We start from the raw sequence: 14,262 nt of genomic DNA on the forward strand, positions 1-14,262 counted from the left end.
TCGGTTCAGTAGACCTCGAAATACTCGCGCTGTTCCCAGTCGGTGACCTGGTCGGCGGCGTGCTCGACGCCGTCCGCGGCCGCCCACTTCTGGTAGCGCGTCCATTCACTTCGCTTGAGCAGCAGAAGAGCGCGCCACAGCGGTTCGCCCAACGTCTGCTTGAACAGCTCCGACGACTCGAAGGCTTCGAGCGCCGCAGCGAGCGAATCCGGTAAAGGTGCGGCATCGGTCGCGTGCGGGTCTGTGGACGCCATCCCCGGGTCCGATCCGCGATCGATGCCGTCGAGTCCTGCGGCCGCTTGGGCGGCGATGAACAGATAGGGATTCGCGCACGGCTCCCCGATCCTGTTCTCGATGTGGGTCACCGGGTCCCCCTCCCCGCCAAGCACTCGAAGAAACGTTCCCCTGTTCTCCACGGACCAGACCACACGGTCCGGTGAAAGGCTGAACCGGTCGGCCATACGCCGGTAGCCGTTGACCGTCGGCACGCAAAGCAGGCTCGCGCTCTCCGCGTGCTCCAGCAGTCCTCCGAGATAGTGACTGCCGGTCGTGGAGAGGAATCCGCCCTCGCTCCCGGTGGCGAAGGCGTTGCGGTCACGGGCCAAGTCATAGAGGGACTGATGCAGGTGCCAGCCACTCGGGTCCAGGCCTGGAAGCGACGGGAGCGCCATGAACGAGGCGTGGTACCCGAGGCGAGCGCAGACCTGCTTGGTCAGGCTGCGGATCAGCAGCACCGCGTCGGCGGCGGCGAGACCGCTCATCGGGCTGAAGGTGCATTCCAGCTGCCCCGGCCCCGATTCGTGTTCGATCGTCCGCAGCGGGAGATCGACGTCCCGGTAGGCACGTGCCAACGGCGCGATGACCGGAAGCAGCTGATCGACGTAGAGATCGAGGTTGAACTGGTAGCCGGCGTTCACCGCCGCCACCGACGGTGCACTGCCCTGGATCCCGAAGCCGCCGGCGCTTTCCGGGCGGCCGTCATCCAGGAATCTGGTCAGTGTCCACTCGATCTCCAAACCGACGACCAGGTCGAGCGAGCGGGCGGCCAGCCGCTCGCTCTGCCGTTTCAGCACGGCCCGGCTCGACAGCGGATGCGGGGTGCCGTCCCTCAGGTACTCGTCCGCGACGACCCAACCGATCGCCGCCTCCTGGTGCGGCAGAACGCGGAACGTGTGCGGGTCCGGGACGAGGACGAAGTCTCCGGCCCCGGTCAGCTCGGGGACGCCGATCCCCGCGCCTTCGGTGAAGAAGTCGATGGCGACGGCATGACCGGTGTCGAATACGAGGGGGCCGGGGCTCGCGTCCATACCGTTTCGGAGGACAGTCCGGAACGCGGGTACGGTCAGGGTCTTGGAACGCACAAGGCCGTGGGGATCGCCGTAGACCACGCGTACCAGGTCCAGCCCGTCGAGCACAGTATCGAGCTTGGCGGCCTCCTCGCGTTGGGCCTCGCTCCACAGCCCGTGCCGGGCGATGAACCCGGGCGTACCGGTGCTGAACCCCGCGTAACGCTGGACGTTCGCGTACGCCGCGGCGACGCCGGGCTTGGCCTCAGTCATCGTTCCTCCTCAGATCAGACCTGCGGCGGTGCGTCCGTAGGCTGCTGCCCATGGCCGGATCCGTTCCAGGTCGCGGGCGACCGCGAGCACGGCGGAGTCCGCACGCCAACGGCCTACCAGTTGCACTCCCACCGGGATCCCGCGCTCGGTGAACCCGGCGGGCACCGACACCGCGGGCTGCCCGGTGAGGTTGAACGGGTAGGTCGCCGGCGTCCAGGAAAGCCAGGACAGCCGGCCTTTGTGGACGGCTTCGGCAGGTTGATGAAGCTCAGTGGAGAACGGGCCGATCGGCACGGTGGGCATCGCCAGCACGTCCACATCGGCCATGGCCAGCCGTATCTCGTCGGCCAGCTTCCCCCGATCGCGCTCCGCGCGGGCGAGATCGACCGCCGACAGTTTCCTGCCGAGGTCGGCTACTTCCAGGCGTCCGGGTGCGGCGTGCTCGACGGGCTCTTCACCGGCACCTGCCGCTTCGGCGGCCGCGAGGATGGTTTCGAGAACGTGGTACGGGTCGGCGCAAGGGGGTCTCATCTCTCGTACCGTGTGCCCGGCCTCTCCGAGCGCGGCGACCGCGGCGTATGCGATCCGTTCGATCGCCACCTCCGGTTCGGGTCGGCCGAACGAGCGGATCCAGCCGATGCGCAGAGGCCGGTCCGTGGCTGGTCCCAGATCCCATTCGCCGGGCGGACCGGAGTAGGAATACACGTCCCTGGCGTCGGCCCCGGCCATGACCGACATCATCAGCGCCGTGTCGGAAACACTGCGTGTCAGCGGTCCCAGATGTGACAGGTTCTCCGGACTTGTTGGTACGTAGGGAATGCTGCCGAACGACGGCTTGAACCCGACCACTCCGCAGAAGGCCGCGGGAATGCGAACCGAGCCCGCGCCGTCGGTGCCAACGGCACCCGCGCCCAGCCCGGCCGCGACGGCCGCCGCGGCACCCCCGCTGGAGCCGCCCGAGGTGAGTTCGAGGTTCCACGGGTTACGCACCGGGCCGGCCAGCAAGCTGTTGCCCGAACCGCTCCAGCCGAACTCGGATGTCGCGGTCTTTCCGAGGAGCACCGCTCCCGCCGCTCGCAACCGTTCGACGACGGGGGGATCGAAGTCCGGAATCCAGTCGCGATGCTGCCAGGAACCTCTGGTCGTGCGCAGCCCTTTCGTCGCGATGAGGTCCTTGACGGAGATCGGAATACCCAGCAGCGGCGCTTCCCGCCAAGCCGTGTGACCGCCGTGTCGGATCCGGGTGGCGGCTGCCTCGGCCGCGGCCATCGCACCCTTCCGGTCCACCGTGATGAACGCGCCCAGCCTGGCGCCGACCGTCTCGATCCGCGCCAGCACGGTTTCCACGTGCTCGACCGGCGACAGCTCGCCTCGTGCGAACGCGTCGCGCAGGGTGGCCATGTCGCAGAACCGGTACTCGTCAGTCATCGAACCGGAACCCCCGATACCACGCGTTGTCGAACGCCGTGACCCGACGGCGATGAGCGGCCATCGCCTGGTGGAGCGTCGTCAGCATCTGGCCGACCGCGACCCCCGCGCGCAGATCGGCGAGTTCGAAGGGCGGCTCCTCGGCCCGCATGAGCCGCAGGTCGTACAGGCCGGGGCGGTAGGAGCCGTCGAAGTGAATTCCGATGGGTACACGGATCGCGTGACGAACGCCGAACGTGACATGGCCGGTGTGATGCTGGTCCGACCAAGTGGTGATGTCGGGCATCGAAGGCGCGAAGAACCAGTCGTCCCTGCCAGGGTGATGCCTGCCGAGCCCCATGGAGTCCGGAAGGTAGTGCCAGGTGTTGTAGCGCATCCTTGCGCTGTAGGAGGCCAGGGCTTTGATCAACGAGGCACGGTCATCGGCGAATCTCTCCCGGAACCGGTGGCTGGGCACGACGCAGCAGTAGTTCTCGTTCGTGGTCAGCCGCAGCACCCGCTCCGGTGAGTCGCTGCCGTCGGCCAGGTCGTCCAGGCATCGAGGTCCGCGTGCCATGGTCACATCCGAATCGGTCGCCTCGGCGACGGCGCCGAGCAATCCGTGGAGCAGTTGCTCGAAAGCCGAGCCGAAACGAGCGTCGCCTGCCGGTTCGGCCAGCGCTCGTGCCAGGTCGTCGGGGACGCGGAACGTACCGTCGGCCGTCTCGTCCAGGCTCGCCTCTTCGCGCAGGAACCCGACCACCTCGGCGGGAAGGTCGGCCGGGCCGACCCGAGGAACCAGCGGCCGCTCCTCCTTGTAGAGGTTGACGCCCTGGATGTACCGGTAGAACTGTTGACCGGAGCGGATCGATTCCGACCGCCGGGCCGCACACTGGACCGCCAGATCATCAAGCCTGCCCAGGATTCCGCCGGTCGGCATGGCCGCCGCGGAGTCGATTTCGAGGCCGCTGTAGCTGCACGTTTTCCGCCGAAGCCACGCCTCCAAAGCGGACGGTGTCAGCTGGCGGCTGTTGAACTCTTCCAGCCGAACCGCCGTACCGGACTTAAGAAGCGCGGCGGCGCACGCGACGAAGACGGCGTCTTCGACCCGCCACTCCGCCACTGCCGTCCGGCTCAGTTCGGTCAACACCGAATCCGGCGCACCGACGGCCAGCGACTTCCCCGGGAGGTTGGAGTGGCTGCCCAAGTTCGAATAGGTCCGGTCGCCGACGTAGATCCGCACCGGCGCGAGATGGACCAGCGCGTCGGAGACGGCGTTCAGCCGCTCGACGACCGCTTCGGGCGGCTCTTGTGCCAGCTCCGCAGCGAGATCGTCGAACTCGGATCGCTCGGCCCAGGCCGCTCCGCGCGCCAGGCGATCGGCAGTGGCGAGGGATTCAGGGGTAGGCCAGCAACCCTTGCCGATGCGGTATGCACCCTCGCCGGCGTCGGCATCACGTTGTCGGATCGCCAGCCTGCCTGTCGCGGTGAGCCAGAGCCACCAGCCGTCGTCGGTCCTGTCGTCGTCGGCCTCGGTCTCTCCATCACCTTCGAGCCCGATCCCCGAGCGGACCATCTCTTCCAGAAGACCCCGCTCCTGGCGACTGAGTGCGGCGATCCCCGTCTCCTCGTTGATGCGTCCATCCAGAGTGGCGGCGACGCGAGCCGCCTCCGACGCCGTCGACTGCTTCCTCGCCAGCGCGGCGGCCTCTGCCACGATCGCGTCGAAGCCGTTTGTCCTCAAGCCAGTCACCGTTCGCCCCCCCGAACCGATCTCTTCCGACTTTCGTGGATTCGTCCTGACTCAGCCCAACGCGTTCAGCACCCAGGCGGACTCGTGCCGGGTGAAGCCCACGTGGGGGTAGTAGTCGACCGCGGCGGGCGCGGACAGCAGGACGATCTTGGCTTGCGGCGCGAACTCCTGGGTGGCGCGGATCAGGCTCCGGCCCACTCCCTGGCGCTGGAACTCCACGTCGACCGCGATATCCGACATGTAGGTGACGTACGCTCCGTCGGTCAACGATCGGGCGATGCCGATCATGCGGCCGTCCAGCCGCGCGGTCACGATCAGGTTCGCCTGGCGGACCATGGTGGTGAAACGGTCACGTTGGTCGGTCGGACGGCGTTCGGCGAGTGTGGAAGCGTGGTAGAGCGCCGCCACTTCCTCCACATCGAGTTCCGCGCCGTCTTCGATTTCACATTTCCACATGCGATGAGGTCTCCTTGATCAAGTCGTGCAGCCGTTCTTTGAGGTGGCTCCGATTGGCCAGATACCTTTCCGGCCCGACGTCCAAGGGTTGTGCGACACCCCGTTCGCGCAATGCCTGTGCGAAATCCGCGGTACCGGACCAGGCCGAGTCGGCGGCACTCTGGACAGTCCGGTAGGCCTGTTCGCGCTCCATACCGGAAGAGACCAGATCGAGGTAGCCCATCGAGCTGTAGATCAGGCCCCGCGTGGCTTCCATGTTCTCCAGCATGCGTTCCGAACGTACGGTCAGGCCCGCGATGACGTCGGCGGCCGAAGAGAAGAGGAAATGGGTGATCATCAGGCTGTCGGGAAGAATCACGCGTTCCGCCGCCTGGTGGGCCAGATCGCGCTCGTGCCACAGCGCGACGTTCTCGAAGGCCACACTCGCGTGGGACCGCAGCAGTCGCGCCAGACCGCACAACCGCTCACTGGTGTTCGGGTTCCGTTTGTGCGGCATCGCCGACGAGCCTTGGTACTCGGAGGTTCGGGGCTCCTCCACCTCGCGGACCTCGGTGCGCTGCAGATGTCTGAACTCCAGGGCGATCTGCTCGACCACGGCGCCGGCGACGGCCAGCGCCGCCAGCAGCTCGGCATGCCGGTCTCTGGCCACGACCTGGGATGGGATCGGCTCGAAGCCCAGCCCCAAGGACGCGCATACGTGCGTTTCCACGCCTGGATCGAGGAACGCGTACGTTCCGATCGCGCCGGAAATCGTACCGACCGCGACGGCGGTGCGAGCCACCCGGACACGCTCCAGGCTCCGGTGCACCGCGAAGGCGTGAACTCCGAGCTTCTGGCCGAAGGTGGTGGGTTCGGCGTGGACCCCGTGTGTGCGACCCACGCACATCGTGTCCCAATGCTCCAGGGCACGGTCGACGAGCGTGGCGAGCAGGCGCGTCCCGGCGTCCAGGACGAGATCACAGGCGGCCTTCAGCGTAGCGCCCAGACCGGTATCGACCACGTCATAGCTTGTCAGGCCGTAGTGGACCCAACGGGCGGCTTCGGCGGGCATGGATTCGGTGTACGCGGCGAGAAATGCCAGGATCTCGTGATCGCGAGTCCGTTCCAGTTCGGCGACGCGGTCCGGGGTGGGCGGCGGTGCTTCGGCGATCAGGCGCAGTGTCGCGGCCGGGAAAGCCCCCTGCTCGGCCATCGCCTCGGCCACGAGGACTTCAATACGCGCCCACAGGCCATACTTGGCCTCGTCGGACCAGATGGCGGCCATCGCCGGCAACACGTAGCGGGGAATCATCCTCGTCCTTCGTCCAGGGCCTAGGGGATGTCTGCGGTCGACGGGCTCGTCGCATCGAGACAGATCGACCGGACTCGCGCGAGGTCGACCCTCCCTGCCCGGTCCCTGGGCAGCCGTTCGGTCAACACCACTTCGGTGGGCCGGGGTGCTCCCGGCGGCCAAACTCGAAGGACTTTCCGGCGCCACGTCCTCTCCGAGGCGGGATCCGATTCGGCGGTGCCGTCCGGCGCCAGCAGAATCCCGGGTGCCGGACGGCTCGCGTCGGCCCCGGGTACGACGGCCACCTCACGCACACCCGGCAGCGCCGCGATCCGGCGCTCGGCCTCCGCGCCTTCGAGATGCCGTCCCCCGAAATCGGCGGCCTGCCCCGCCAAGCCGAGGTAGTGGAGACGTCCCTTCGGATCGATGCGCGCGCGGATCTCGGTTTCCAGGTCGGGTCCTCCATCCCGCGGACGGAGCACCAGCGTTCCCGGAACCCGCGCCGGCAGTTCCCGCCCGTCGTGCGCGACCACGATCGGTCGCCAGTTCCCGGTGTTGTGGGCCAAGATCAGAGCGCCGTCGGGGACGTCCGGAGCCGGTTCCCACTCCCCCCACGCGATCGGGCCGGCTCGGTCGTCGTCGAGTACCAGCACGATCCGGCCACCCGAGTTCACGAAAGCCACCCGGTCCTCTGTGGGGAGGAATCGGTCGACCGGGACGATCATGGTGCCGGCTTCGAACTTCGGCACGGGTGCCACGGGCAGCGGGCAGCCGGGACTGTCGGAACGCCGAGACAGTGGTTCGTCGGGATCCGCGAGCGCCCGCTCCAAGGTCTCGTGCCAGCCTGACACGAAGTCCTCGGCGGTCTCGGCATCGAAAACGGAGGTCGCGTAATCCAGGCGGCCGAATACGCCTTCCGGGGTCTTTCGTAGCTGAAGCGTGACTTGGAAGGACTGGGACGAGTTCGGCGCGAAGAAATCCCAATCCAGCACAAGCCCCGGAACCTCGCCGAAGTCTGCTGCGACTCGCGGGTAGGAAACGCCGAACCGATCGAAGATGCTCGGCCCGATGTCGACGCCATAGCTCTGGCGGAGTTCGCGCATCAGAAGGTGGAACGGGACCCGCCGGAACCGGTCGATGTCGGCCAGGGCACGTCCGGCCGTGGTGACCAGGTCCCGGAGGCCGGCCCGCGGCGCATGCTCGATCACGCAGGGAACCATGTTGACCTGCATGGCAATGCGTTCCCTGGTGGCGGCGGTACTCGTGTCCGCCGGGATGGACAACGCGAAGCGGTCGTTTCCGTAGCGACCGAGCTGGGCGGCGGTCACGGCGAGCAGACCGGAGAAGAAGCTCGTCCCGGCTTCGGTTGTGAGAGCGGCGAGCCGCCGCAACCTTTGCTCGGGGAGTTCGAATCTCGACGTCGCGGCCATACTCGACACAGGATCGACGCGACTCGGCACGGGCAGTACCAGGCTGGGAAAGGTGCGCAGGTCGTGCCCCTGCCAATAGGTTGTCGCCGCCGCCAGCCCGGCTTTGTCCAAGTCGTCGGAGCCGGCCAGCGGAGCGACGGCTTCGACGGCCGCGGCCGGGCGAACCCCCGCTCGGATCTCTCGCAAGGCACTGACGAACTGGCGCGCGAACACGAATTTGGACCGGCCGTCGAACGCGATGTGATGAACCGCGATCACCAGCGTCCGCCGCTCATCACCGTGGTCGAGCAGGAAGAAACGGATGGGAGCACGGGACGTCAAGTCCCATGTCAGCGGCCGCCGGGCGCGATACCAGGCGCGGGCCGTCTCGTTCTCGGCGCCCGGCGCGCACGGAACAATGGGGTATTCGATTTCGAATACCGTTTCGGCGTCGTTGATCCGAAACCAGTACCGGTTATCCTGGTCGACGATTGTTCCGCACAATTCCGGATGGTTTCGGCAAACTTCGGCGCAGGCCCCAGCGACCGCGTCGGCCTCCACTGTCCCGATCATCGTGACAACGAAGAATCCTGCGTTCACCTGTTCCGGATGCCGGAGCTGTTCCAGCCACACCGGTTCCTGCGCCATCGTCAATGGCACGGTCTCCCCGCATCCCCGCATCTGACTCTCTTCCATCGCTCGACGAGGGACAGTCAGGCGCTCTGCTCCTGCGCGAGGTCCGTCACCGCTGCCGCGAAGTCGCCGAGCACCGGGTTTTCGAACAACAGCAGAAGTGGGACGTCCACTTCCAATTCGGAGCGGATGAGAACGACGATCCGGGTGCCGACCAAAGAGTCGACCCCGAGCTTGAGCAGGTTGGCCGTCTGCGCCACCGGCTGCTTGAGGACGTCGGAGACAACTCTGGACACCGTCTCGCCGACGGCAGTGAGAAGGGGACCGGATATCGACAAGGAACGTAACCCTCCTGGTTGGGGACTTATCGTTCGCGCTACCTGGTGATGACCAATGATCCCAGTCTTACAGACGCCACCCCGAGCTGTCCACGAAGAACTGAGGAAATGGTTTCGCGGCAAGGAGTCGACCCGCGTCGTAACGAAGCCAGGACACCTGGGACATAGGACGGATATGCCGATTACGCGTGTATCCTCCCCCGATCACTGGCCATCCCGAGGCGACCGGCCGATGAGGGCGTCAAGATGAGACTCGCCGGGCATGTCACGAATTTCGTTGTCCAGCGGTGGCAAAAAAAGCTCTTCTCGCTCATTCGTGGAAGCTTTGCTTCCCATTTCGCACTATCGCTCGGCCGCTCGGCGGCGACACGGGATGAGCTGGACGAAATGAAGTGTGCGCCGATGGAACCAGTCCGGGCCCGCTGAAAGGAGTAATCACAACTCCTCAGCGGCCCCGGACGATACTCGAGGGCAGGAACGGGTCGCCGGCACGGTCCGGACAGCCGTGAGCAGACCCCGGAGGCGCCGCGGCTACTTCCCCTTTTCGGTGGCACCGATCTCTCGCGCGCGTTCCACTCGCTGCGCGAACACGTCTTCCATGACGTCGGCCATCTCCTGGAGCACCGACCGGCGCCGGCGCTTGGCGAGCCGGTCGATGTAGAGGAGACCGTCGAGGTGATCGGTCTCGTGCAGAAGACAACGGGCGAAATATCCGGTGCCCTCGATCACCAGCTCGTTCCCGTCCTTGTCCTGGCCGCGCACCACCGCTTTTTCCTCGCGGTGCAAAGCCGCGGTGGGACCTGGCACCGAAAGGCAGCCCTCATGAGCGTCTAGCAGACGTCGCTCACGTGGACCGAGTGGATCGACCGTGGGATTGAGGATATGGCCGACGTGGCGCACGCCGTCGTCATCGAAGCAGTCGTAGACGAACAGGCGCAGATCGACGCCGACTTGGTTTGCGGCAAGGCCGCAGCCCGCGGCCACGTACATGGTGACGAACATGTCGTCGATCAACCGGGACAGTTCCGGAGTACCGAACTCCGTCCGCGCGGGGGCGCAAGGCCGGTGAAGGATCTCCTCCCCCACGACCGTGACCCGCAGGACTTGGCCACGCGCGGCCTCGGGCGCACGGGCAGGGTAGTCGCCGTCCACAGGCACACCCTGGACTCGGGTGCGGCGGTCAGTGACCGGGATAGTTGCCATCGTCGTGCGATCCCTCCGAAATTCGCCGTCCCGTGACCAGGAAAGCCTGTTGGATTTGGTTCAATGGGCTCACTTTACCTTGGCGAAATGGCCGGTCCCGCAACGACACAGAGCCATCCGTGCGACAAAGCGAGTTCCCGTTTCCGCGGAGAATCGGACCGAAGCTGGCAGATGGAGCCGTCGCCGAAGTATCGTGACACCACGCGAGGCGGAGGGATGCCTGGACCTCACCCGCACCGCCGGAGGTGGTGAGAATTCGGGCGCCCGCATCGATTCACGATCCCGGAAGTGCAGACCCCGAGCAACCCTTCGAGGAGGAGCATGTACACCGACGCGCCGACGCCGGGACGTCCACTGCCGAGTCCGATCCGGGTCGTGGTCGCCAAGCCCGGTCTTGATGGCCACGATCGTGGCGCCAAGATCGTGGCGCGTGCTCTGCGCGACGCGGGCATGGAAGTTGTTTACACCGGGCTGCGGCAGTCTCCGGAACAGATCGTGCGTGTCGCCGTGCAGGAAGACGCCGACGCCATCGGCCTGTCCGTGCTGTCGGGAACGCACCTTTCGTTGTTCCGGCGCATTCTCGACCTGCTGGCCGAACAGGACGCGACCGACATCGTCGTCTTCGGCGGTGGCATCATTCCCGCCGAAGACATCGAAGAGCTGGCCGCGATGGGGGTCGCGCAGATCTTCACCCCCGGCGCCGCGACGACCGAAATCGTCGACTGGGTCCGGGACACCCTCGCCCCGGCCTCGATGGCATGATTTCCGCTGTTCTTGTGTACCCGGCACAACCACTACGGTGATCGGATGATCGTCGCGACCGACCGGAGCCCGGAGGACACCCGACAGTGAAACTCCTGTCCGGCCTCGATTCAGCCGCTGCCTCACCCGGAAAACCCGTGCGAGAGAGCGAAGTCTGGCCGGGGGTCACGGATCCGGCCGGTCTGCTCTCCGGCATCACGGAGTGGTTGACCGGATACGGCAACCACCAGACCCGCCGTACTTACGCCGAAGGACTGGGGCTGCCGGTGACCACCGACGATATCGGCGGCTGGATGGGGCCCCGGATCGGTGCCCCGGTCCGGGATCGGTGGGCTGACGCCTTGGCCGACTACGCCGAGGCCGTCGTCATCGCGCCCGCGGCCAAGCCGCCGGGACGGGCAGGACCTCCGCCCGCGGGCCGGGGACGGTTACGGGATTGCCATTGGCTGCGGTGGTGCGCGGCCAACGGGGTGGATCCGACGGTGGCGACATCGGCACAGGTGAAGACGTGGCTGAGGGACCTGGAGTCGGCGGGAGCGGCGCCGTCGACGCGGGACCGGATGTTGGCGACGGTGAAGACCATGTACGCATCCCTGGCCGATGCGGGGCTGGTGGCGGCAAACCCGGCAGCGCTGGACCGGCGGCGGCTCGGGCTGACCGCAGCAGCGGCGAGCACGTCGGCGACGGTCACCTTGACGACCCGGCAGGTCGCGGCATTACATCAGGCGGCGGGGACACCGCGGCGGGGCGCGAGTGCGTGTGATGTCGCACGCGCGGTCGCGATCGTCGCGTTGTTCACGCTGGGTTTGCGGGTCAGTGAGCTGTGCGGGCTCGACGACGCCGACCTGCATGTGACCCGGGGGCGGCGGGCGCTACGCGTGCGCGGCAAAGGCGGGAAAGTCCGCATCGTGTATCTGAGTGTGCCCGCTGAGCGCGCGTTGGTGGAGTATCTCGCGCTGCGTGCGGACGGTACGGGAACCGCGGTGGTGACCGGCGCCAGCCGCCGCGCCCTGCCCTCAGACCGCCCGCTGCTGGTGACCCGTGGCGGGCGCCGATTCGCCCGTCAGGCGATCTGGCAGCTCCTGCGCCGTCTCGCCGCGGCCGGCGGCCAGGACTTGGCCGGCGTCGCCGAGGCGATGCATCCCCACGCGCTGCGGCACTTCTACGTGACCGCCGCGGTCGAGGCAGGGGCCTCGCTGGAATATGTGCAGGCCGACGTCGGGCATGCCAGCATCGACACCACCAGCGGCGTCTACGATCACGCGGCCCGTGACCCGGCGCGCAGCGCGGTCGACCTCGTCGCCGACGCCTGGCACCCGAGCGGCACCTGACCCATGGTGACGCGGGCCAGGGTGGTGGCCCGGCAACGAGGCGGCTGCTGACGCCGCGGCTGGGACGGCTGTTCGACTGAGGTTTCCGCTCAGCCCAGGGACGCGCTCGCGGCGCGCAGTTCGTCGAGAGCCTTGATCAGAAAGGCGGCGAAGTCGTCCTCGGGAGCGCGGTCGCCTTCGGACCATTCGACGTAGCCCCGCTTGAAGGCGAGGACGCCGAGTTCGCTGGCGAGGGCGTCTCGTTCCTGAAGTTCGGCGCTCGCGGCGACCGCGGCCTTGAGCCGCGGGCGATCTCCCGGCTCATCGGGCCCATCGCGGTCGACGCGCGGACGAGACCCGCGGCGACCGCCTCGAGCGGACTGGCTTCCGCGGGCGCTTCGGAGATCCCTTCGGTCAACAGCCGACTCAGCGTTTCCTGTCCGGCGACCAGCAGTTCGCGCTTGTCGGGGAAGTGCCGGAAGAAGGTGCTCTTGGTGACCCCGGCCCGTTCGGCGATCTGCACGACCGTCGTGGCGTCGTAGCCCTGCTCGGTGAACAGGTCGACGGCCGCCACGACGAGGCGTTCACGCGCGTCCGGCACCCATCGACCCATGGGCTCATTCTCTGTGATGGGACTCTTGTCCCATCACTTTACGGAGAATCCATGCGCGTCTTCATCACCGGCGGCACCGGCCTGATCGGGTCCGCCGTGGTCGCCGAACTCCTCGGCAACGGCCACACTGTCCTCGCACTCGCCCGCTCCGAGGGCGCGGTTAAGGCCGCTTCGGCGCCGATCCGAGGCGGTCTGGCCGATCTGGACGTCCTGCGGACCGCCGCCGCCCAGGTGGACGGAGTGATCCATTTGGCTTTCGCCAACGACTTCAGCAGCTCCGAAGCCGTGGCGAACGCGGTCGCCGAGGAAAGCGCCGCCCTCGCCACCCTCGGTGAGGCGCTCGTCGGCACCGGCCGCCCTTCGTGACCTGTTCGGGCACGCCCGCCACGCCGGGCCGCGCCTCCACCGAGAGTGACCCGATTCCGACCGACGGGCCGGTCGGCGGCCGCGGCCGCGTGGTCACCGGGGTCCTGACGAGGGCACGGGCGGGTTCGCCGGCGTGCTGACCGGGATCGCGCGCCAGAGCGGAGTCTTCGGTTACCCGGGCGACGGCACCCAGCGCTGGCCCGCGGTGCACGCTCTCGACGCCGCGGTCCTGCTCAGGCTCGCCCTGGAGAAGGCCGAAGCAGGCACTGCCTGGCACGCCGTCGCCGACGAGGGCGACCCGGTGCGCGACATCGCCGGGGTCATCGGTGGGCGGCTGGGACTGCCCGTCGAATCCGTGCCGGTGGAGACCTACGGGCCTCTCGGCGTCATCTTCGCGGCCGACCAGCCCTCGTCCAGCGCCCACACCCGCCAAACGCTCGGTTGGACTCCCCAGCACCCGAGCCTGCTGAAGGACCTCGAGAACATCCAGCCCTAGGCCTCGAGGACGAAGAACAGAAAACTCAAGAAGGCGGTCTTGCCCGCGAGTTCCTCGGGGAAGCGCTCGTGCGCGCCCGGTGCCGGATGGGGCTCACTGATGACGGCGGTCCGGAAACCTGCCGCGGTGAACGCGTCGGTCATCGCGTGCAGAGGGCGATGCCAGTACGTCAGCACGGCTTTCCGGCCGTTGAAGGAGTACTCGTCGGACCACTTGGCGATCTTGAAGTAGTCCGAGTCGGGATGGACCAGTTTGAACAGGAGCGGGTGGTTGACGGCCATGATCAGCCTGCCGCCGGGTTTCAGTACGCGCCGGATCTCGGCCAGCGGAGCGGTCCAGTCTTCGAGGTAGTGCAGGACGAGGGCCGCGATGACGTCATCGAACGCGCCGTCGGGAAAGGGCAGCGGGGCGCCGATGTCGGCGACCTGGAGGGCCGTGTCGTCTCCGAGTCGTTTCCGGGCCAGCTCCAGCATCTTGGTGCTGGCGTCGAAGCCGGTCACGATGGCGCCCCGCTCCCGCAGCGACTCGAACAGGGGGCCTGCGCCGCAGCCGGCGTCGAGGATCCGCCTGCCGGCCACGTCCCCCGCGAGGTTCAGGATCGCGGGCCGTGTGTAGTAGGCATTGATCAGGCTGTTCTCGGACTCGGCCGCGTATGCCTCGGCGAAGCCGTCGTAGTCGTTCTCCATC

General features: G+C 67.5%; 11 protein-coding genes and 2 pseudogenes. 3 read left to right on the forward strand and 10 right to left on the reverse strand.

All coding sequences use genetic code 11. The annotated features are described in order from the left end of the window. Window positions 1-5: 5 nt before the first annotated feature. The 8 genes from AC0685_RS31490 to def form a co-directional block, all read right to left on the reverse strand. On the reverse strand, window positions 6-1,559 hold the full coding sequence (locus AC0685_RS31490) for a glutamine synthetase family protein (RefSeq protein ID WP_478228812.1): 1,554 nt from the start codon (window positions 1,557-1,559) through the stop codon (window positions 6-8). Between the two features lie 9 nt (window positions 1,560-1,568). Continuing rightward, window positions 1,569-2,987, reverse strand: a complete 1,419-nt coding sequence (locus AC0685_RS31495) for an amidase (protein ID WP_478228813.1) — start codon at window positions 2,985-2,987, stop codon at window positions 1,569-1,571. After that, on the reverse strand, window positions 2,980-4,710 hold the full coding sequence (locus tag AC0685_RS31500) for a hypothetical protein (RefSeq protein WP_478228814.1): 1,731 nt from the start codon (window positions 4,708-4,710) through the stop codon (window positions 2,980-2,982). Before AC0685_RS31500 ends, AC0685_RS31495 begins: the two co-directional genes overlap by 8 nt. A 60-nt stretch (window positions 4,711-4,770) precedes the next feature. Further along, window positions 4,771-5,175 carry a GNAT family N-acetyltransferase gene (locus AC0685_RS31505; protein WP_478228815.1) on the reverse strand — a complete coding sequence of 135 codons (405 nt, stop codon included), beginning with the start codon at window positions 5,173-5,175 and terminating at the stop codon, window positions 4,771-4,773. After that, window positions 5,162-6,466: an adenylosuccinate lyase gene (gene purB / locus AC0685_RS31510; RefSeq protein WP_478228816.1), complete on the reverse strand. Its 1,305-nt coding sequence runs from the start codon at window positions 6,464-6,466 to the stop codon at window positions 5,162-5,164. Before purB ends, AC0685_RS31505 begins: the two co-directional genes overlap by 14 nt. 20 nt (window positions 6,467-6,486) lie before the next feature. Further along, on the reverse strand, window positions 6,487-8,550 hold the full coding sequence (locus tag AC0685_RS31515) for a condensation domain-containing protein (RefSeq protein WP_478228817.1): 2,064 nt from the start codon (window positions 8,548-8,550) through the stop codon (window positions 6,487-6,489). 17 nt (window positions 8,551-8,567) lie between these two features. Further along, the gene (locus AC0685_RS31520; protein WP_340681980.1) at window positions 8,568-8,783 is read right to left on the reverse strand and encodes a phosphopantetheine-binding protein; all 216 of its coding nucleotides are present in this window, start codon (window positions 8,781-8,783) and stop codon (window positions 8,568-8,570) included. A gap of 573 nt (window positions 8,784-9,356) precedes the next feature. Further along, window positions 9,357-9,977, reverse strand: a complete 621-nt coding sequence (gene def, locus AC0685_RS31525) for a peptide deformylase (protein WP_478228818.1) — start codon at window positions 9,975-9,977, stop codon at window positions 9,357-9,359. A 426-nt stretch (window positions 9,978-10,403) separates the two neighbouring features. Between def and AC0685_RS31530 the strand changes: the two genes are divergently transcribed. Both AC0685_RS31530 and AC0685_RS31535 read left to right on the forward strand, forming a co-directional pair. Continuing rightward, window positions 10,404-10,790: a cobalamin B12-binding domain-containing protein gene (locus AC0685_RS31530; protein WP_478228819.1), complete on the forward strand. Its 387-nt coding sequence runs from the start codon at window positions 10,404-10,406 to the stop codon at window positions 10,788-10,790. A gap of 137 nt (window positions 10,791-10,927) precedes the next feature. Continuing rightward, window positions 10,928-12,121 carry a tyrosine-type recombinase/integrase gene (locus AC0685_RS31535; protein ID WP_478228820.1) on the forward strand — a complete coding sequence of 398 codons (1,194 nt, stop codon included), beginning with the start codon at window positions 10,928-10,930 and terminating at the stop codon, window positions 12,119-12,121. 89 nt (window positions 12,122-12,210) lie between these two features. Here the strand turns inward: AC0685_RS31535 and AC0685_RS31540 are convergent. Then, window positions 12,211-12,713: pseudogene (locus AC0685_RS31540) on the reverse strand (TetR/AcrR family transcriptional regulator). 51 nt (window positions 12,714-12,764) lie between these two features. Between AC0685_RS31540 and AC0685_RS31545 the strand changes: the two are divergent. Then, window positions 12,765-13,575: pseudogene (locus AC0685_RS31545) on the forward strand (NAD-dependent epimerase/dehydratase family protein). On the opposite strand, the gene AC0685_RS31550 reads toward AC0685_RS31545, so the two are convergent. Continuing rightward, window positions 13,572-14,261, reverse strand: coding sequence for a class I SAM-dependent methyltransferase (locus tag AC0685_RS31550; protein WP_478228821.1), 690 nt, complete (start codon window positions 14,259-14,261; stop codon window positions 13,572-13,574). The pseudogene AC0685_RS31545 and the gene AC0685_RS31550 sit on opposite strands and share 4 nt — an antisense overlap. Window position 14,262 lies beyond the last annotated feature (1 nt).

The sequence above is a fragment of the Amycolatopsis sp. NPDC043889 genome, from assembly GCF_056435645.1.

Bases quoted from the DNA above. Each gene is read 5' to 3' on its own strand.
- AC0685_RS31490 (WP_478228812.1), bottom strand. From the start codon at position 1,559: ATGACTGAGGCCAAGCCCGGCGTCGCCGCGGCGTACGCGAACGTCCAG.
- AC0685_RS31495 (WP_478228813.1), bottom strand. From the start codon at position 2,987: ATGACTGACGAGTACCGGTTCTGCGACATGGCCACCCTGCGCGACGCG.
- AC0685_RS31505 (WP_478228815.1), bottom strand. From the start codon at position 5,175: ATGTGGAAATGTGAAATCGAAGACGGCGCGGAACTCGATGTGGAGGAA.
- purB (WP_478228816.1), bottom strand. From the start codon at position 6,466: ATGATTCCCCGCTACGTGTTGCCGGCGATGGCCGCCATCTGGTCCGAC.
- AC0685_RS31515 (WP_478228817.1), bottom strand. From the start codon at position 8,550: ATGGAAGAGAGTCAGATGCGGGGATGCGGGGAGACCGTGCCATTGACG.
- AC0685_RS31550 (WP_478228821.1), bottom strand. From the start codon at position 14,261: ATGGAGAACGACTACGACGGCTTCGCCGAGGCATACGCGGCCGAGTCC.